Genomic DNA, 18,292 nt, shown 5'->3' on the forward strand with positions numbered 1-18,292 from the left:
TATGGCGACAAGATCACCATCACGGTAACGGCCCAGCGCTACACCGGCGTGAAGCTCTCCCTGGCCTATGTGATGCAGGATGAGGCAGGCCTAGTGGTGGCTACGGCCACCTCCTCCCACTGTTTTCTTGACCAGGAGGGACGGGTCATTGCGGTGCGTAAGCACGCCCCCACCTTTGACGCCATTTTGAAACGTGCCGTGGAGGGGCATTCATAACAGGATATCAAAAAAGGAGGACAGGCCTTGTAGGTCCGTCCTCCTTTTTTGGTATCCCGTCACCTGGGGTATTATTTGCCCAGCACCCGGTCAAACACCGAAAGCACCTGCTCCCGGTCAAAGGGTTTGTAGATGAAGCCCTTGGTGCCCAGGGCCTTGGCCTCGTTGATGGTGTCGTCATAGGCCAGGGAAGAGAGCATCACGATCTTGGCATCCGGGTGTTCCTCCAGGATCACCCGGGCTGTTTCCAGGCCGTCGATGCCGGGCATGATGATGTCCATGGTCACCAGGTCCGGGTTCACGAAGCCATATTGGTCAATGGCGTTATCCCCATCCCGGAAGCAGGCCACCACCTCATAGTCCGTCCCTTCCAGTACCTTCTCGATCTGTAAATGGACCACGCGAGAGTCGTCCACCACCATGATCCGCTTTCCCATATGCTATCGCCTCTTTCCATGTAAGTAGATTCCCGCGTCATTCCGCAGCAGGGATTTGATGGATCAGCTCCGTGTACTCGTTGCGTTCGCTGGAATAGCACAGCGTGAACTGTTCCTTTAAGCTTTCCCCTTGGTAGCGCCCGTGGCAAAACGCCGGGATCCCAAAACGGGATGTGATTTTTGTCTCTTGATACAGCCTGGAACATATCTGCCCGCACAGGACGTTGAAAAACTCCTTGGTAACGTCCTCCACATCCCCAGGGGCCACAGTATCCAGCTGCGTCATAAATTGCGTCAGCCGGGTAAACACACTGCTCTGGGCGCACAAGGCCAGGCTGGAACGGAAGCCCCGTTCAAACTTCACCCAGACAGTACACACATCCCCGCTGGGTGCCGTCTCTAGCCGGGCCAGCCGGATTCCCGCCAGCTTGCCCATGGCATCCCGCAGGAGCTGGTCAAACACCTCTTGGAGCTCCTCTTGGCGCATCACACGATCCATGTTGCGCCTCTCCCCCCTTCCAAAACTGTTTGTTCTTAGAAGAACGCCACTTCCCCGTCCATCAGCTTCGCGTGGCAGGGTCTGATCTCGCGGTTCAAACGCATGGTGGCATTGCCAATGGTGATTTCCGTTCCCCTGTGGGCAATGTCACACACCAGCCGTCCCTTGTTGTTTCGATCGTCCAATTCACTGCGCAAAAGCTCCAAGTCCTTATCCACCTGTTCCAGCTTCTTCTTGTTGATGAGGACTTTCATGCGCATCTTGGACAATTGGGAGAGCTTTACGCTGCTGTCTGGCTGGCGCTCGGTCTTTTCGATGTCCTCTTCCAGCTCATCCAGCTCCTTCACCAGGACTTCCCGCTCAAACTCCTCGCAGGGCAGGCCGCCTAAGGTGATCCGGGTGGGCAGCTCCGACTGGGAGCCAATGGCCCCAGCGTCCACCTCTTCCGCCGCCCGGATGGAACCGCCGATGATGGTTCCCCGCCCGGAGCGCACGTTTACTGTGCTGTCGCTGTAGACATCGCAGTTCATGATACAGTCGGTTTGCAGCCCGCTGCGCACATAGACGCAGCAGCTCTCCAAATACTTTACAAAGATTTTCCCATGGGCCCGGATAATGGCCTGGTCGCTGCCCGCAATGCCTTTGGCCACCACCAGGTCACCGCCGGCCTCAATGGTACAGGCTTCCACCACACCGTCCACCGTGATATCCCCCATGGCCTGGATGGAGAAGCCGCTGAGCACATCCCCGTGGACGTGGACGTCCCCCACGTAGTTGATGCTGCCCACCGCGTAGTCCACGTTTCCGTCGATCTCCATCACCTGGCGGACGGTAAAGGCCCGGCCGTTGAACTTCACGTCCCCGGTCTTGGTGGCAATCACGGCGGTGCCGTCCTCGGTGACCTCCGTGTTGCGCCCGGCAGGGGGCGTGGCAGGGCGGCCGTCCTTGGCGGAGAGCTCCTTGCTCTGCACCGTGTACCCCGGTACCCCCAGGGTGGGGGGGATGATCCGGCAGATCACGCCCCCCTCCTCCACGTTTTGGATCAGGTTCAGCTGGGTGTAATCCATTTGGCCAAACTCATCCATATCCAGCTTCTGCTCTGGCTGCCGGGGGAAGAGGTCCACCACGGAACCGTCCTTTCCGTTCACTGCCAGCCGGCCTTGGGCCACCAGGTACAGGCGGAAATAGCGCTTCGGGTCCTGGGGCAGGCGCTCGATGAGCTTTTCGTCCAGGCCGAAGGTCACGCCGCTTCCCTCTAGGGCCGCCCGGAGCATCTCAACACTGAGCTCTGCGCCATCCCCCACCGGGGGATAAATCAGCACCCACGCGGTCATCTGCCCTGAGGTGGTGATCACCGTCACCTGTGCGTCCAGCACCGGCTCGGCCACTGGCTCTGCGTCCTCCTCTCCCCGCTTCTTCTTCGGGGGTTGGGCCAGCTTCCAGCGCTGGTTGGCGGAGGAGGTGATGGCCGATTGCAGCCGGGAGAGCTCCCGCTTCGCCTCCTTGGGGGTGAGCAGCTTCAGCTTGGGGGATTCCATGCGCAGCTCAGGGGGTGGCAGCCGCTCCCTGGTCTGGCTCCTGCGCAGCTCCCACAGCTTATTCAGGGGATGGTCCGAGCGTAATTGCAGCACCGGTTTATCCTCAGGCGCCGCAGCAGCGGGCGCAAACTGTTCTCTTTCTGCCGTTTCTTCCTCTGGCTGCACCTGTCCTGTTTGGAATCCCAACAGTCGGGACAGGAAAGACAGCACCGTTCGAATCTTCGGATGGATCGTCATACCTATGCACCCCCTGGCTGGCCGCCCTGACATGGCGGCAACTGGTCACTAAAATGGATCAATTCTTTTTTATTATATCGTAAACCCGGCGGGATTGACAAGGGAAATCGCAAGGTTTTTCTCCTCCTTTGTGAAAACAGTCGATATGCCGAACGATCCCGGCATTTTGTGACAAAAAAGCGGTCTCTCCTTGGTTGATAGCGCCAAAGAGAGACCGTCCTTTCGCTTTGGAACGTTCAATCCTTCCGCCCAAGGGCAAAGGCCTCGCGGTTGAGGGCCAGGACCTTGGGGGGCACCACAGCTTCCAGGGAAGCCTGCCAGGCAGCAGCCTGGATTTCGGGGAAGTAATGGGACAGCCGCCCCATGAGGACCATATTCACCGCCTTGGAGGACCCCGCCTGTTCCGCCAGGGTCAGGCAGTCCATGGCGTCCACTTGGGCGCCCTTTTCCTGCAATTTCTCCACCAACCCCTCCGGGTAGTGGGCCAGCCCGGCGATCACCGGCATGGGCTCCAAGCGCTGGGTATTGGTGACGATTTGCCCGCCGGGTTTCAAATATTCCAGCCAGCGGGCGGCTTCCAGCAGTTCAAAGGAGACGATGAAGTCCGCCTCCCCCCGGTCGATGATGGGGGAATACACCTTATCCCCAAAGCGGACGTAGGTGACCACGCTGCCCCCCCGCTGGCTCATGCCGTGGACCTCTGACACCTTCACATCATAGCCAGCGTTCAGGAGGAGGTGGCCCAGCATTTTTGAGGCCAGCAGGGAGCCCTGGCCGCCGACCCCCACAATCATGATATTCACAGTTTCCATATTGACTCCCTCCCTCATGGCAGCAGCGCGTCTCGGTGGCACATCTGCATACACACCTGGCAGCCCACACACTGGGTCCGGTCAATCTCCACCTTCTCCCCCCGCAGGGACAGAGCTGGGCAGCCGATCTTCATGCATAGGCCACAGCCGTTGCACTTGTCCAAATCCACCGTCAGCGGCGGGGCCTTCTTCACGCTTTTGAGCATCACGCAGGGCCGGCGGGAGATGATGATGGAGGGCTCCTCTGCCGCCAGCTCCTCCTTGAGGGCCTTGTCCATGGCTTTCAGGTCGTTGGGGTCCACCACCCGCACCCGGTCAAAGCCCACAGCCCGGCACAGGGCCTCCAAGTCGATCTGCCCTGCGGGCTCCCCCCGGAGGTTACGCCCAGTGGTGGGGTTTTGCTGGTGGCCGGTCATGCCGGTGATGGAATTGTCCAGAATCAGCACCGTGGAATTGCTGCGGTTGTAGGCGATGTCTGCAATGCCAGTGATCCCCGAATGGGCAAAGGTGGAGTCCCCAATCACTGCCACGCTGTGTTTCTCATGCTCCGCGCCTCCGGCCAGGTTGAAGCCGTGGAGGCCGGAACAGGAGGCCCCCATGCAGATGTTCAAATCCAAGGCGTTCAAGGGGGGCATCACCCCGAGGGTATAGCAGCCGATGTCCCCGTAGACCATACACTTGTTCTTGGCCAAAGTGTAGAATACCCCCCGGTGGGGACAGCCGGCACACATCACCGGCGGGCGGCCAGGGACCTCCTCTTCCAGGCGCACCCGGGGCTTCTCCCCCTGCCCCAAGCTCCGGGCAATCACCCCCTGGGTGAGCTCGTCCACCATGGGGATTTTCTCTTTCCCTATGACCTCCACGCCAATCTGACGGCAGTGGTTCTCGATGATGGGCTCCAACTCCTCAACCACCAGGAGCTGGTCCACCTGGGCAGCGAAGTCCCTGATCTTTTCCACGGGCATCGGCCAGGAGAGGCCCAGCTTCAAGACGCTGGCCCTGTCCCCAAAGACCTCCTTCACATACTGATAGCTGGTGGAAGAGGTGATGATCCCCAGGGCGGTATCCCCCATCTCCACCCGGTTCAGCTCCGTGGTCTCGCTGAACGCGGTCATGGCCCGGGTCCGCTCCTCCACCCGGTAGTGGGCTTTTAGGGAGTTCACTGTCATCATCACCCGCTCCGGGTCCTTCACATAGGCCCGCTTGGGCACCTCCTGCCGTACCCCTTTGGTGACAATGCTCTGGGAGTGGGAAATGCGGGTACACATACGCACAATCACCGGGGTATGGTATTCCTCGGAAAGCTGGAACGCCCGCTTGGTAAACTCCAAGGCCTCCTGGGAGTCTGAGGGCTCTAGCATGGGGACCTTAGCGGCAATGGCATAGTGCCGGGAGTCCTGCTCATTCTGGGAGGAGAACATCCCTGGATCATCGGCCACGCAGAGCACCAGCCCCGCCTCTACCCCCTGGTAGGAGATGGTAAACAGGGGGTCCGCCGCCACGTTCAAGCCCACATGCTTCATACAGCAGGCAGCCCGGCGGCCCCCCACAGCGGCCCCGTGGGCCACCTCTAGGGCCACCTTTTCGTTGGGGGCCCACTCGCAATAGACCTCTGGATATTTGGCGGCCTCCTCTGTGATCTCTGTGCTGGGGGTGCCGGGATAGCTGGAGATCACAGCGCAACCGGCCTCATATAGTCCACGGGCAACCGCAGTGTTGCCCAGCATCAATTCTCTCATACTGTCTCCTTCGTGGGGGCCTCCCCCTGGGTTTGTCTCTGTTCCACCCGCTCCATGATCTCCACCAGCGCCCCGGTGCCAGCGCTCAGCACCCGGTTTACCCGGCTGACCGTGGCGGAGCTGGCGCCGGTCTCCCCCAGGATCGTCTTATATACCTTCTCCTCATGGAGCATTTTCGCCACGTCAAAGCGCTGCTCCATGGCCCGCAGCTCTGTGACGGCGCACAGGTCGTCAAAAAACCGGCAGCACTCCTCCACCGTTTCCAGGGCCGCAATGTGCTGGTACAGCGCAATACTGCGCTCTTTCCTGTTGGGTCTTGGCATACCATTTCGCTCCTCTCTGTGGATGTCAGCTTTGGTTCTGCTGGGCCACCAGATGATCCGCGCCATAGCGCTTGCGCAGGACAGGCTTCTCAATCTTCCCGGTGGCGTTGCGGGGGATCTCCGCAAAGATCACCCTCTTTGGGCGCTTGTAGCGGGGCAGCTCCATGCAGAAGTCATTGATCTCCTCCTCGGTACAATCCATGCCCTCCTTGACCTCGATGATAGCCCCGCAAATCTCGCCCAACCGGCGGTCCGGCAGGCCAATCACCGCCACGTCCTTTACCTTAGCATGGGCCCGGAGGAAGTCCTCGATCTGCACCGGGTAGATATTCTCACCGCCGGAGATCACCACATCCTTCTTCCGGTCCACCAGGAAGATGAAGCCGTCGGGGTCCATCATGGCCATGTCGCCTGTGTATAACCAACCGTTTTTCAGCACCTCGGCGGTGGCCTCCGGGTTGTTGTAATAGCAGCTCATGACGCCAGGGCCCTTGACACACAGCTCGCCCACGTCCCCCTGGGCCACCTCCTGGTCCTGCTCGTCCACAATCTTCACCTCCCAGCGGTAGCCGGGGATGCCGATGGCCCCTACCTTGTGGATGTTCTCCATCCCCAAGTGGACACAGCCCGGGCCGGTGGACTCGGACAGACCGTAGTTGGTGTCATACAGGTGCTTGGGGAAATAAGCTTTCCAGCGGCGGATCATAGAGGGCGGCACCGGCTGGGCGCCAATGTGCATCAGCTTCCACTGATCCAGGGTATAGTCGGAGAGCTGGACATCCCCCCGGTCCAGGCTGTCCAAAATCTCTTGGGCCCAGGGCACCAGCAGCCACACCAGGGTACAGCCCTCGTTGGAAATGGCTTTCAAGATAATCTCCGGAGAGGTCCCTTTCAGCAGTACCGCCCGGCTGCCGGCAAAGAGGCTCCCCATCCAGTGGAACTTAGCGCCGGTGTGGTACAGGGGCGGGATACACAGGAACACATCATCGTGTTGGATGTCGTGGTGCTTCTGCTCCATCTCCGCAGCCTGGGTGAGGCTGCGGTGTTTATGTAGGATGGCCTTGGGGAAGCCGGTGGTGCCGGAGGAAAAATAGATGGCCCCGTCGTCATCGTCGGTGATGAGGACTTGGGGGGGCGCGGAGGAACAGTCCGCCACCAGCTCCCGGTAGCTCTCGGCAAAGGTGGGGCAGTTGTCCCCCACATAGATCAGCAGGCGGCCGTGACAGAGCTTATGGGCGATGGATTCGATCCGCCCGATGAACTCCGCCCCGAACAGCAGCACCTGCACCTCCGCCAGGTCCGCACAGTATTGGATCTCCTCGGCGGAATAGCGGAAGTTGAAGGGTACAGCGATGGCACCGGCTTTCAAGATGCCGAAATAGATGGGCAGCCATTCCAGGCTGTTATACATTAAAATAGCCACCTTGTCGCCCTTTTTGACCCCACGCTCCAAAAGGAGGTTGGCGAAGCGGTTGGCTTTCTCATTGAACACATTCCAGGTGATCTCCCGGCGGTAGGGGCGTTTCACTGTGGGCTGGATCAGATCATATTCCTTCCAGGTAATCCGCCGGGGGTCCGGGAGCTCCGGGTTGAGCTCCACCAGGGCGATCTCGTTTCCATAGAGCTTCACGTTGCGTTCCAGAAAATCGGTAACGGGCATGTTCAACAGTCCTTTCTCTCCCCCAGGCCTATGGGCCGGGAGACGACAGCTTTATAGCTTTAAACTCATAATACAACAAGTTTACTGTACCATTAAACCCGTGGAAAGTCAAGGGGCAGCCACCGCTTTCCTCCCCGAACCCGGCTGAGAAACAAGGAAGCCAGGGCAATCCATCCCCGGCCTCCTCGATTGTATTCTGAACATAGGAAAACACCGCACAAGTGTGCGGTGTTTTCAGACCCGTATCTTCTTCCAATACAGGCTGGCGGAGAAGGAGGGATTCGAACCCTCGAGACCCTTTTGGGGCCTACACGATTTCCAATCGTGCGCGCTCGACCAAACTACGCGACTTCTCCGTGTTTGCTTAGCTCTCATCTTTGCTTGTCCCTACTGAAAGGCAACAACGATATTATAGCAAGTTTTTCGGAGAAGTCAAGAGGAAAATGAAAAAATTTCAAGTTTTTTCTGACCCCCTGTGACAAAACCCGACAGGCCCACATAGCCTGGAACAAGGAGTGAGAGATATGAAAGGTTTTTTTCAAACGTTTGCCATTTTGATGGCCGTCCTGCTCATCATCCCCTGCATCCCCACCGCCAGGGCCCAGGGCCCCCTCTATGAGGGGATCGACGTCAGCGTCTGGCAGGGAGAGATTGACTTTCCCAAGGTCAAAGCCGCTGGGAAAAAGTTTGTCTATATCCGGGCCGGGTACGGCTTGGCCCAGGACCGTTATTTTTTGCAGAATGCCCGGAACGCCCATGCCGCAGGGCTGCAAACCGGGTTTTATTTTTATGTCACCGCCAGGAATGAGCTCCAAGCCCGGCAGCAAGGGGAGTTTTTCGCCTCCCTCATCCGCGACCAACCCTACACCTGCCGCCCAGCCGTGGACTTTGAGGACTTCACAGGCCTGTCCGACCCAGCCCTCAACCGCATTGCCTTGACCTTTGCCCAGACTGTGGAGGCGGAGACCGGTCAGCTTCCCCTATTTTATACCAACACCTCCAGCGCAGCCTACCGTTGGGATGTGGCCCTGACCCGCTACCCCCTGTGGGTGGCGGAATACGGCGTGTCAGAACCCAGCACCACCGGCCACTGGCCTGGGTGGGTGGGCTTCCAGTACGGGGCAGGCTATGTGGATGGGATACACGGGGAGGTAGACCTGGACCTCTTCTCTCAAGAGGTCCTATTATCCGCCCTCCCCTTTGTGGATATCCTCCCGGACAGTTGGTATTATGACGCCCTGGTCGAGCTCCACCAGCGGGGCATTGTCCTGGGCTCCGGTGGGTATTTCCACCCGGACCGGGCCGCCACCCGGGCAGAGGCATTGGCCTTCCTCTACCGCCTGTCCGGCTCCCCCAGCACCGCCGGGGCACTCCACTTCACCGACGTATCCTCTGACGACTGGTACGCCCATGCCGTCCACTGGGCCCAACTCCGCAGCATCGCCCAGGGGGTATCCCCTGGCCGCTTCGCCCCGGAGGAGGCCGTCAACCGGGAGGACTTCGCCCTCTTCCTCTACCGGGACCGGGCCAGCAAGGGCCACGATGTCAGCGCCAGAGCCGACCTATCCCTCTTCTCCGACGGCGAAACCGTCTCCCCCTGGGCCAAGGAGGCCGTCTCCTGGGCTGTGGCAGAGGGAATCCTACAGGGCGGCAGCCACCGGCAGCTCTCCCCCAACGCCCCCGCCCTGCGGGACCAGTGCGTGGTGATGCTTCAGCGCTATCTGCATTTATAAGGCCCAGGAGCCACTTCTCCCTGGCCTACAAAAGGGACCGGCCAAACCTGGCCGGTCCCTACATCTACATTATTTTATCGCATGTTTATGCAACGATTACGCTGCAGCCTTGGCTTCGTCAGGCAGGGTGATGTCCCCAATCTCGTTCATCTGGCTCATCACCATGGAAACCTTCACGTCGCTGAGGGTCAGGCCCATCTCTGCGCCGCCCATCTGATCGAACATCTTCTTCATGAGCTCGGTCATGTCCATGTCATAGCGCACAGGATAGTAGGTCTCCTTCTCGATCCACACACTCACAGGCAGGTCGCCCAGCTCGGAGATCATGGCGGTGGAAGAACCCAAGTTCAGCTGTTCCAGCTGATCCAGCATACCGGAAGCCTCCAAGACCTCTTCCATGTCGTCCTTGGCGATCACGCCGTCATAGCGGACAGCTTCCTTGCCGTTGATGGTCTCGGTGCCATTCTCGGTAAAGTTCTCGGTGCTGGAGAGGTACAGATCCATGGAAGCGGTGGCGTTGTACTGGTCCAGAGTGGACATGTCACCCACCGGGGTCTTGGTCCAAACACCAGTCTGATCCTTGATGTACATCACGGCAGCGCCGTCCTCGGTCACAAGATAGGTGGTCATATCCTGGTCGCCCATCTCGCCCAGGGTCATGTGCATATCCATCTTCATGGCCATGGGGTCCAGGATATAGTCCACAGACATGTTGCTCTCCACGTTCATGGACTGCTCCTGCATAGACATGCCAAAGGACATATCCATGTCATAGTGCAGGCTCTTCACTTCTGCCATTACCTCCTGGGACTTCTCCATCACCTGGGCAGGAGTCATCTCTGCTGTGGTGGCGTCCCCACCTTCATTGCCACAGGCGGTGAGACCCAGTGCCATGACCATTGCCAAAAGAGCCGCGGCAATGGGTCTGTACGTATGCTTTTTCATTGTCATTTCTCCTTTTCAAGTTTTTGGGTGGTACCCTTCCATACTATAGCACTAGCGTCCAAAGGATGCAAGAATATTTTTCTTTTTTAGGGATTTTCTATTGTTCCAGCAAAAACCGTCCGATACTCTCCATGGCCAAGGCCGCTTTGTGGACGGGCAGCATCTGAAACACATGCCACATGTCCTCCCAGACCTCCAACTGGCAGTGGACCCCCACCGCCTGCATCCGGTCCCGCAGGCGCACCGCATCGGAGAGGAGCATTTCATTGCCCCCCACCTGGACCAAAGTGGGGGGAAAGCCGCTCAAATCCCCGAACAGGGGGGAAAGCAGCGGGGAGCGCAGGTCCCGGTCCTCGGCGTACACCGACCGCACCGCCCGGATATAGTCCATGGTGATGGTAGGGTCCTCCTCCGCCTTGCTGGTGTAGGAGGGGCCACTGGCGGTCATGTCCGTCCAGGGGGACATCAGCACCAGCCGCCCCGGAAGTTGCCGCCCCGCCTTTTTCAGCTGGTGGCACAGCCCCAAAGCCAGGTTCCCCCCAGCGGAGTCCCCTGCCGCCACCACGTCCCGGGCCCCATAGCCCAGGTACATCAGATAGTCCCAAGCCCGGCGCACGTCCTCCACCGCTGCCGGGAAGGGGTGCTCTGGGGCCAGGCGGTATTCAAAGCACAGGGTTTCCCAGCCAGTGGCGTTGGTGAGCTTGGAGGCCAGGGGGCGGGAATAGCCCAGGTTGCCGCTGGTGAATCCGCCACCGTGGCAGTAGAAGATCACCCGGCGCTTGTCGTGGGCCCAGTCCGGCTTCACCCAGGCGGCGTCCATCTCCCCCAGGCGGAAGGGCTCCCAGCGCTTGGCCACGATCATCGGGGCGGCCAGGCGGCCCAACATCTCCTGCCCAGCCCGCTGACGGGCCAGGTCCTCCGGGTCCATGGTATCCGGAGTGGTGGCGGAATGGATGGCCTTCAAAGCCCGGAGCATGGGGGCCAGGCGGCGGTTCCCCTCCGCCTTTTTCTTCTTGGGCCCCGCCTTTTCCTCGCCCTTGCTCACCAAGCGGATGACACGCTTTTCCTCTTTCATCAGCCCACGTCCTTTCTTTGCTTAGGATGTAGTATACCACGGGGGGAGGAAAAAGAAAAGTGTCCCCGCCTGCTGTTCTTTTCCCCACGCTTCGTCTTGTAGTTTTCTCCCTAGTATGGTACAATGTTCCCCACAAGCCGCCCTCCTGGGGCGGGCAGCGCCAAGGCGGAAGGAGGGACATGCCGTGGCAACCAAACAGGAGCGGCCCACCTGGTATCCCCTGGACAACGCTGGCCTGCTCTACTCTGCCATTCAAAAGGAAAACTACTCCGCGGTCTACCGCTTCTCCGCCCTCATGCGGGAGAAGGTAGACCCGGTAGCCCTCCAACAGGCGGTGGACAAGACCATGCCCCGCTTCCCCGGCTTTGGGGTGCGCATCCGCCGGGGGCATTCTGGTGCTATTTAGAGCCCAACCCCGCCCCTGGCCCCTTCGTCCGGCCGGACATGGCCAACCCCTGCCAGCCTGTACGCTTCAAGGAGGACAACGGCTGGCTGATCCGCTTCTTCTACTATGAGACACGCATCTCCATGGAGGTCTTTCACGCCGTCTCCGACGGCCCCGGCTCCACCATCTTCTTCCGTACCCTCCTGGCTGTCTACCTCCGGGAGCTGGGCCACAGCATCCCAGAGGGGCCAGGGATTTTAGACATCACCCAGCCCCCCAGGAAGGAAGAGCTCGAGGACGCCTACGCCCGCTACGCTGGGAAAAAGCTCCTGCGGGGGAAACTGGAAAAGACCGCTTTCCCCAACACCAGCCCCAAGGAGCCCTTTTACACTCTAAACGTCACCACGGGCCTGGTCCCTGTGGACCAGGTACGCAAGGCAGCCAAGGCCTACCAGGCCACCATCACCGAATACCTCACCGCGCTGCTCCTCCAAAGCATTTTGGAGAACCAGGCCCAGCGGCACTTCAAAAAGCCCCGCCCTGTGGCCCTGGCCATCCCCATCAACCTGCGGCCCTGGTTCCCCTCGGAGACCTTGCGCAACTTCATCCTCACCATGCGCCCCTGTGTGGACCCCACCTTGGGGGAGTATAGCTTCCCCGAGCTCATCCAGCAGGTGCGCAGCTACATGCAGCTCCACGCCAGCCGCCAGGAGATGCAGGCCAAGCTCACAGGAAATGTACGCTTCGCCTCCAACCACTTTTTGCAGCTGGTCCCCCTGCCCTTGAAAAACATCGTCATGGCCTATTCCTACCAGCTGGTGGGGGTGCGGCCCTATTCCGGTACCTACACAAACCCCGGCCCCTTCCAGGTCCCCCCGGCCATGGCCCCCCACATCCAGCGTATGGAGGCCATGCTGGGCCAGGCCACCCGGCCTTCCCCCCACTGCACCTCCATCAGCTATGGCAACACCATGGCCATCACCTTTACCAACACCGGAACCTCCAGCGAGACCGAGCGGCGCTTTTTCACCCACCTGGTCCAGGAGGGCATCCCCGTAAAGATCGAATCCAACCGTACTCACTGAACCATCCGAGGTGATCCCTTGTCTTACTGTGTCAATTGCGGTGTAGAACTGGATGCCACCGCCTCCTTCTGCCCCCTCTGCCACACCCCCGTCCAAAACCCCAACCAGCCGGTGGACACCACCTCCCCCCGCCCCTATCCCCAGGAGCGGAAAGAGGTCCCGCCGGTGGCCCGGGGACAACTGGCCATCCTGCTTACCACGGTGCTGCTGTCGGTGGCGGTGTGCTGCTGGGTGTTGAACCGCTTCTTCCTGCCCACCCAGCGGCTGTGGTCCATGTATGTCATCGGCGCGGTGGTGATGATCTGGATTTGGGCCGTCCCGCCTATGCTCATCCACAAGCGGGGCGCTTTCCGGCTGTTCCTGTTGGCGGATATCATGACCGTAGCCGCCTACGTCTCCCTGGTGGCCATCGACCTGGATAGCTGGGACTGGTACTGGCACCTGGCCCTGCCCATCATCCTTCTTCTGGGGGCCCTGTTCCTCTTCTGGTGCCTCACTCTGGGGGGCCGGCACCGCAGCGTCATCACCTCCGTCACCTTGGTCATTGGCTCCCTGGGGGTCTTTGCCATGGGGGTAGAACGCTTCACCGACCTCTTTTTCCATGGCAAGTGGGCCCCATCCTGGTCCCTCATCGTCCTGACGGTGTGCGTGGTGCTCATCGTGCCCCTGCTGGTGATCCGCCACGTCCCCTCCCTTCGGGAAGAGGTCCGGCGGCGGTTCCATATGTGAGCCCAAACCCTACAGAAAACTGCATATGTTAACCACACTCCCTCTTTTCTCCCCTCCCAAATCCTTGGAAAAATAAATCCACGCTTTTGGGAAGTTTGGTAGCTTTTTTGTCTCCCTTATGGTACACTGGTGACAAAAAGAAAAGAGAGGAGTGTTTTTTATCAAACAGAAACTCAATGGCCGTCAGCTCGTCCTGGTCGGCTCCATGCTCTTCGGCTTGTTTTTCGGCGCGGGCAACCTGATCTTCCCTCTGATCCTGGGGGCCAGCGCTGGGACCAACCTCCCGGCAGCCCTTGTGGGCCTGCTGATTACTGCCGTGGGCATCCCTCTGTTGGGTATCGTATCCATCGGCATCTCCCGCAGCGAAGGGCTCCTGGACCTCTCCGGCCGGGTGTCCACCCCCTTCCGCTACCTGTTCACCTGTGCCCTCTACCTCACCATCGGGCCCCTTTTTGCCATCCCCCGCTGCGCCGCCACCAGTTTTACCATCGGTGTGCAGCCCCTAGTGGGGGACAACGCTACCATAGCACAACTGATTTTCTCCACCCTGTTTTTCGCCGCGGTGCTCTTCTTCGCCCTGCGGCCCTCCAAAATTTTGGACTCTGTGGGGAAGTTTCTGAACCCCGCCTTTTTGATCTTCCTGGGGATCATGCTGGTGACGGCCCTGGTAAAGCCGGTGAATGCCATCTCCGATGTGGCCCCTACGGGGACGTATGAGAGCGGCGCTTTCTTCGCCGGTTTCCTTCAGGGCTATGACACCCTAGACGCCCTGGCCAGTTTGGCCTTTGGCATCATTGTCATCCAGACCATCCGCCAGTTGGGAGTCAAGGAACCGGCGGCGGTGGCTGGGAACACTGTGAAAGCCGGCGCCGTCAGCATGGGCCTCATGGCTGTTATCTACGCCGCCACCGCCCTGGTGGGGGCCAAGTGCTGCGGGTTGTATATGGACCGGCTGTCCGACGCGGATTTCACCGGCGGCGACGCCTTCGCCATCATCGCCCGGCACTACTTTGGCCAGGGTGGCAGCCTCCTACTGGCCACCACCGTCACCCTCTGCTGTATGAAAACCGCCATTGGCCTGGTGGTCTCCTGCAGCGAGACCTTTGGGGAGATGTTCCCCAACAAGCTGCGGTACTGGCAGTGGGCGGTGCTCTTCACCGGGGCCTCCTTCCTGATCTCCAACGTAGGCCTGTCGAAGATCATTGAGCTCTCCGGGCCGGTGCTGTATTTCCTCTACCCTCTGGCCATCGCCCTGATCCTCGTGGGGATTCTGGGCAGCCTCTTTGGCCACAGCCGCATCCTCTACCAGTGGACCATCCTCCTGACCCTGGTGGCGGCACTGTTGGAGCTGGCCCGGGTGCTGAAGGGCCCTTTCATGCCCATTGTGGACTGGGCAAGCAGCTGGCTCCCCCTGTACTCCTACGGCCTGGGCTGGGTGGTCCCGGCAATACTGGGGATCATCATCGGGTTGCTCCTGAGCCGCTTGGAGCCCAAAGAACAGGACGGCAGCACCCCATAAAGCATAGAGGCCATCCCTTGACGATATAGAAACGGCGGACAGCTGGAACCCCCCAACTGTCCGCCGTTTTCTCGTTATCCCGTCACCCCACTCGACGTCCACGGCATGGGTGAACGGGGTTATTGGTCCATACCGCAAGCAAACGCCCGCTGGGTAAGTGCCCGGTCGTGGGCCACTGCGTCGTAAAAGCGGAAGCCCCCGGCGAAGTTGTAACAGTCAAAGCCCCGTCCTGCCAGGATTCTGCTGGCAATGTAGCTGCGCAGGCCGCTCTGGCAGATCACATACACCGGCTTAGCAGGGTCCAGCTCATCCAGACGCTCCCGCAGCTCATCCACGGGGATATTCCGGAAGCCGGGGATGTTCCCCTGGCTGTACTCCATTACAGTGCGGGCGTCCAGGAGGGTCACGCTGCCGTCTCTAGGCAGGCTGTCCACATCCTCCCAATAAAACTGCTTCACCACGCCCTTGGCCAGGTTCTCCACCATAAAGCCCGCCATATTCACCGGGTCCTTGGCGGAGGAATAGGGGGGCGCGTAGGCCAAATCCAGGTCTTTTAGCTGGATCGCATCCAGCCCCGCACGCAGGGCGGTGGCCAACACGTCGATGCGCTTATCTACCCCCTCATAGCCTACGATCTGGGCCCCCAGCAGGCGATAGCTGCCCTTTTCAAACAGCACCTTCATGGTCATGAGCTTACCGCCGGGGTAGTAGCCCGCCCGGCTCATGGGGGAAAGGATCACCTTGTCCACGTCCAGCCCCACCCGTTTTGCCGCGGCCTCATTGATGCCCGTGGCGGCGGCGGTCATGCTGAATACCTTAATGACGGAGCTTGCCTGGGAGCCCTGGTAGCGGCTGTCCCCACCGCAGATGTTGTCGGCGGCGATGCGCCCCTGCTTGTTGGCAGGGCCTGCCAGGGCAATCACAGCATCCTCCCCAGTGACGAAGTGCTTCACCTGCACTGCATCCCCCACAGCATAGATGTCTGGCGCGGAGGTCTCCATGCGGTCATTCACCAAAATACTGCCCCGCAGGCCTAGGGTCAGGCCAGCCTCTTGGGCCAGGTGGCTATCCGGGGTAACTCCGATGGCCAGAACCACCATGTCCCCGTGGATGGGTGCGCCCTCCTTCAGCAGCACATCCACCCCGCCGTCCTTTTCTTCAAATCCCTCCACCCCATGGCCCAAGGCCAGGTTCACGCCGTTGCGGCGCATCTCGGCGTGGATGAAGGCGGCCATATCCGGGTCGAAGGGATTCATCAACTGCCTGGGTTTCTGGACAATGGTGACCTCCATCCCCAGCTCCCGGAGGTTTTCCGCCAGCTCCAAGCTGATGAAGCCCCCACCGGCCAGCACCACGGAACGGGGCCGGTGCTGATTGATATATTCCTTGATGCGGAAGGTATCCTCCACAGTACGCAGGGTGAACACCTTCTCCATCCCCATGCCCGGAAGCCGGGGCTGGGTGGGCTTAGCCCCGGGGGAGAGCAGCAGCTTGTCATACTTCTCCTCAAAGGTCCGGCCACTTTCCAGGTCCCGCACCGTGACACACTTGCGGTCTGGATGGATGGCCGTGACCTCATGGCGCACCTTCATGGTCACCTGGAAGCGGGAGAGGAAGCTCTCCGGGGTCTGAAGGGCCAGGGCTTCCGGGTCCCCAATGGCCCCGCCGATGTAGTAGGGCAGGCCACAGTTGGCATAGGACACATAGCCGGACCGCTCGAACACCACGATTTCCGCCTGTTCATCCAGCCGGCGGATCCGGGCCGCTGCCGTGGCGCCTCCCGCCACACCGCCTACAATGACGACTTTCATATTATCGCTCCACCTTTCCTGTATACGCAGCAATGCCGCCTAAATTTTTTACATTGGTATATCCCATCCTGGCCAAGACGCCTGCCGCCTGGCGGCTCCTGGCACCGCTGTAGCAGTAGACGAACAGGGGGGTATCCTGTTTCTCCACCAGCTGGCCTACCTGTTCCAGGGATTGCAGCGGGACGTTCTTACTGCCAGGAATCCGCCCCTCCTGGTACTCCTGGGGGGTGCGCACGTCCAAGAGCATGGCCCCTGGTGTGGCAGTATATTCCTCCACGCCCTGATCAATGTTAGGGCCTTTGAGAAAATCGAAGAAACCCATGTCCGTACCTCCTTTGTATTTCTTGGCTCTATTATACCCGTCTGTCCCCTTGACTTCTGTAACGCCATTACAAAGGCAAAAAAACTGCCCCCGGCGCAGGACGCACAGGGGCAGTGGAAGCACGATGAAATTTTTCAGGATATGAGGGGCCTCACTGTGCGTTCCCCAGCCGGCGGCGGAGCTGGTCGGGGTTGTCCGAATACTCCATGGCTGTCTGGGCGGAGATGTGCCCACTTTTGAACAGGGCCAAAATGGACTGATCCATAGAGACCATGCCCTCTCCCCCGCTGGAAGAGATCACATTGTCGATCTGATGGCTCTTGTTGTCCCGGATCAGGCTGCGGATGGCGCTGTTCACGTGCATGATCTCATAGGCCGGCACCATGCCACCGTTCTGGTCGGGCAAAAGCTGCTGGGAGACCACCGTGCGCAGCACCATGGACAGCTGGGCCCGGATCTGCTCCTGCTGTTCGCTGGGGAACGCGTCCACAATACGGTCCACGGTATTCACCGCCCCCTTGGTATGGAGGGTGGCGATGAGCAGGTGGCCCGTTTCCGCCGCTGTCATGGCGGTGTGGATGGTCTCCTTGTCCCGCATCTCCCCCAGGAGGATCACGTCGGGGGCCTGACGCAGGCAGGAACGCAGGGCGGAGAGATAGTCCTCGGTGTCGATGGCGATTTCCCGCTGGCTGACAATGCTCTTCTCGTTGCGATGGAGGTATTCAATGGGGTCCTCTAGGGTGATGATATGCCGGCTGTATTTCCGGTTGATCTGGTCGATGAGGCAGGCCTGGGTGGTGGACTTGCCGCTCCCAGCGGTGCCTGTCACCAGGATCATGCCGTGGGTGAGCTCGGAGAGCTCCACCACCTGGGGGGGAATGTGCATCTCCTCCCAGTTGGGGATGCCAAAGGCCACCACCCGGACCACCGCCGCCATAGAGCCCCGCTGCCGGTAGGTGTTCACCCGGAACCGGGCCACCCCGCCCACGGAGAAGGAGAAGTCGTCGTCCCCCTCCCGGACGTAGGCATCCATGGGACGCTTGGCCAGTTGGTACAGCTCTGTGACCATGGCCTCCGTATCCTGGGGCAGGGCGCGGTCATTGCTCAGGGGGACCATCTGCTTGTCCAGCTTTTCACACACCGGGCTGCCTGCCACGATGAACAGGTCAGAGGCCTTGTCCTCCACCGCCTGCTTCAAGTAATCCAATAGTTGTGACATAGTCTATA

General features: G+C 60.1%; 17 protein-coding genes, 1 tRNA gene and 1 pseudogene. 6 read left to right on the top strand and 13 right to left on the bottom strand.

The genetic code is table 11. From position 1 onward, the window contains the following. Positions 1–216 (top strand): annotated as a pseudogene (locus ACTOZL_RS04965) (hotdog family protein); the annotation flags it as partial. Between the two features lie 71 nt (positions 217–287). Here the strand turns inward: ACTOZL_RS04965 and ACTOZL_RS04970 are convergent. The 8 genes from ACTOZL_RS04970 to ACTOZL_RS05005 all read right to left on the bottom strand — a co-directional run bounded on the left by ACTOZL_RS04970 (position 288) and on the right by ACTOZL_RS05005 (position 7,817). Then, positions 288–653 (bottom strand): response regulator, encoded by a 366-nt coding sequence (locus ACTOZL_RS04970; RefSeq protein ID WP_482477030.1) that lies wholly within the window; start codon positions 651–653, stop codon positions 288–290. A 37-nt stretch (positions 654–690) separates the two neighbouring features. Continuing rightward, positions 691–1,152 carry a chemotaxis protein CheX gene (locus tag ACTOZL_RS04975; protein WP_482477032.1) on the bottom strand — a complete coding sequence of 154 codons (462 nt, stop codon included), beginning with the start codon at positions 1,150–1,152 and terminating at the stop codon, positions 691–693. Positions 1,153–1,187: 35 nt separating this feature from the next. Then, positions 1,188–2,927, bottom strand: coding sequence for a flagellar assembly protein A (locus ACTOZL_RS04980; protein ID WP_482477034.1), 1,740 nt, complete (start codon positions 2,925–2,927; stop codon positions 1,188–1,190). A gap of 236 nt (positions 2,928–3,163) precedes the next feature. Continuing rightward, positions 3,164–3,739, bottom strand: a complete 576-nt coding sequence (locus ACTOZL_RS04985; protein ID WP_482477036.1) for an indolepyruvate oxidoreductase subunit beta — start codon at positions 3,737–3,739, stop codon at positions 3,164–3,166. 14 nt (positions 3,740–3,753) lie between these two features. Then, on the bottom strand, positions 3,754–5,478 hold the full coding sequence (iorA, locus tag ACTOZL_RS04990; RefSeq protein WP_482477038.1) for an indolepyruvate ferredoxin oxidoreductase subunit alpha: 1,725 nt from the start codon (positions 5,476–5,478) through the stop codon (positions 3,754–3,756). Beyond that, on the bottom strand, positions 5,475–5,801 hold the full coding sequence (locus ACTOZL_RS04995; RefSeq protein WP_482477039.1) for a YerC/YecD family TrpR-related protein: 327 nt from the start codon (positions 5,799–5,801) through the stop codon (positions 5,475–5,477). The genes iorA and ACTOZL_RS04995 overlap by 4 nt, the downstream gene beginning before the upstream one ends. 25 nt (positions 5,802–5,826) lie before the next feature. After that, the gene (locus ACTOZL_RS05000) at positions 5,827–7,461 is read right to left on the bottom strand and encodes a class I adenylate-forming enzyme family protein (RefSeq protein WP_482477041.1); all 1,635 of its coding nucleotides are present in this window, start codon (positions 7,459–7,461) and stop codon (positions 5,827–5,829) included. A 263-nt stretch (positions 7,462–7,724) separates the two neighbouring features. After that, positions 7,725–7,817: transfer RNA gene (locus ACTOZL_RS05005), tRNA-Ser, on the bottom strand. Between the two features lie 168 nt (positions 7,818–7,985). Between ACTOZL_RS05005 and ACTOZL_RS05010 the strand changes: the two genes are divergently transcribed. Further along, complete coding sequence (locus ACTOZL_RS05010) at positions 7,986–9,194, top strand: GH25 family lysozyme (protein ID WP_482477043.1); 1,209 nt, start codon at positions 7,986–7,988, stop codon at positions 9,192–9,194. A gap of 96 nt (positions 9,195–9,290) precedes the next feature. On the opposite strand, the gene ACTOZL_RS05015 is transcribed toward ACTOZL_RS05010, so the two are convergent. Both ACTOZL_RS05015 and ACTOZL_RS05020 read right to left on the bottom strand, forming a co-directional pair. Further along, positions 9,291–10,139, bottom strand: a complete 849-nt coding sequence (locus ACTOZL_RS05015; protein WP_482477044.1) for a DUF6612 family protein — start codon at positions 10,137–10,139, stop codon at positions 9,291–9,293. A gap of 97 nt (positions 10,140–10,236) precedes the next feature. Beyond that, on the bottom strand, positions 10,237–11,214 hold the full coding sequence (locus tag ACTOZL_RS05020; protein WP_482477045.1) for an alpha/beta hydrolase: 978 nt from the start codon (positions 11,212–11,214) through the stop codon (positions 10,237–10,239). 184 nt (positions 11,215–11,398) lie between these two features. Here ACTOZL_RS05020 and ACTOZL_RS05025 point away from each other — a divergent pair, with 184 nt between their 5' ends. The 4 genes from ACTOZL_RS05025 (at position 11,399) to brnQ (ending at position 14,932) form a co-directional block, all read left to right on the top strand. Then, positions 11,399–11,620 (top strand): hypothetical protein, encoded by a 222-nt coding sequence (locus ACTOZL_RS05025; protein ID WP_482477046.1) that lies wholly within the window; start codon positions 11,399–11,401, stop codon positions 11,618–11,620. 38 nt (positions 11,621–11,658) lie between these two features. Beyond that, positions 11,659–12,684, top strand: a complete 1,026-nt coding sequence (locus ACTOZL_RS05030; protein WP_482477047.1) for a condensation domain-containing protein — start codon at positions 11,659–11,661, stop codon at positions 12,682–12,684. 18 nt (positions 12,685–12,702) lie between these two features. After that, positions 12,703–13,413 carry a DUF6320 domain-containing protein gene (locus ACTOZL_RS05035; RefSeq protein ID WP_482477048.1) on the top strand — a complete coding sequence of 237 codons (711 nt, stop codon included), beginning with the start codon at positions 12,703–12,705 and terminating at the stop codon, positions 13,411–13,413. A 151-nt stretch (positions 13,414–13,564) separates the two neighbouring features. After that, the gene (gene brnQ / locus ACTOZL_RS05040; protein ID WP_482477049.1) at positions 13,565–14,932 is read left to right on the top strand and encodes a branched-chain amino acid transport system II carrier protein; all 1,368 of its coding nucleotides are present in this window, start codon (positions 13,565–13,567) and stop codon (positions 14,930–14,932) included. Positions 14,933–15,051: 119 nt separating this feature from the next. Here the strand turns inward: brnQ and ACTOZL_RS05045 are convergent, their stop codons facing one another. The 3 genes from ACTOZL_RS05045 to ACTOZL_RS05055 all read right to left on the bottom strand — a co-directional run bounded on the left by ACTOZL_RS05045 (position 15,052) and on the right by ACTOZL_RS05055 (position 18,284). After that, on the bottom strand, positions 15,052–16,743 hold the full coding sequence (locus ACTOZL_RS05045) for an FAD-dependent oxidoreductase (protein WP_482477050.1): 1,692 nt from the start codon (positions 16,741–16,743) through the stop codon (positions 15,052–15,054). A 1-nt stretch (position 16,744) separates the two neighbouring features. Beyond that, complete coding sequence (locus ACTOZL_RS05050; protein WP_482477051.1) at positions 16,745–17,065, bottom strand: rhodanese-like domain-containing protein; 321 nt, start codon at positions 17,063–17,065, stop codon at positions 16,745–16,747. Between the two features lie 151 nt (positions 17,066–17,216). Then, complete coding sequence (locus ACTOZL_RS05055; RefSeq protein WP_482477052.1) at positions 17,217–18,284, bottom strand: type IV pilus twitching motility protein PilT; 1,068 nt, start codon at positions 18,282–18,284, stop codon at positions 17,217–17,219. Positions 18,285–18,292 lie beyond the last annotated feature (8 nt).

The sequence above is a fragment of the Evtepia sp. genome, assembly GCF_056797215.1.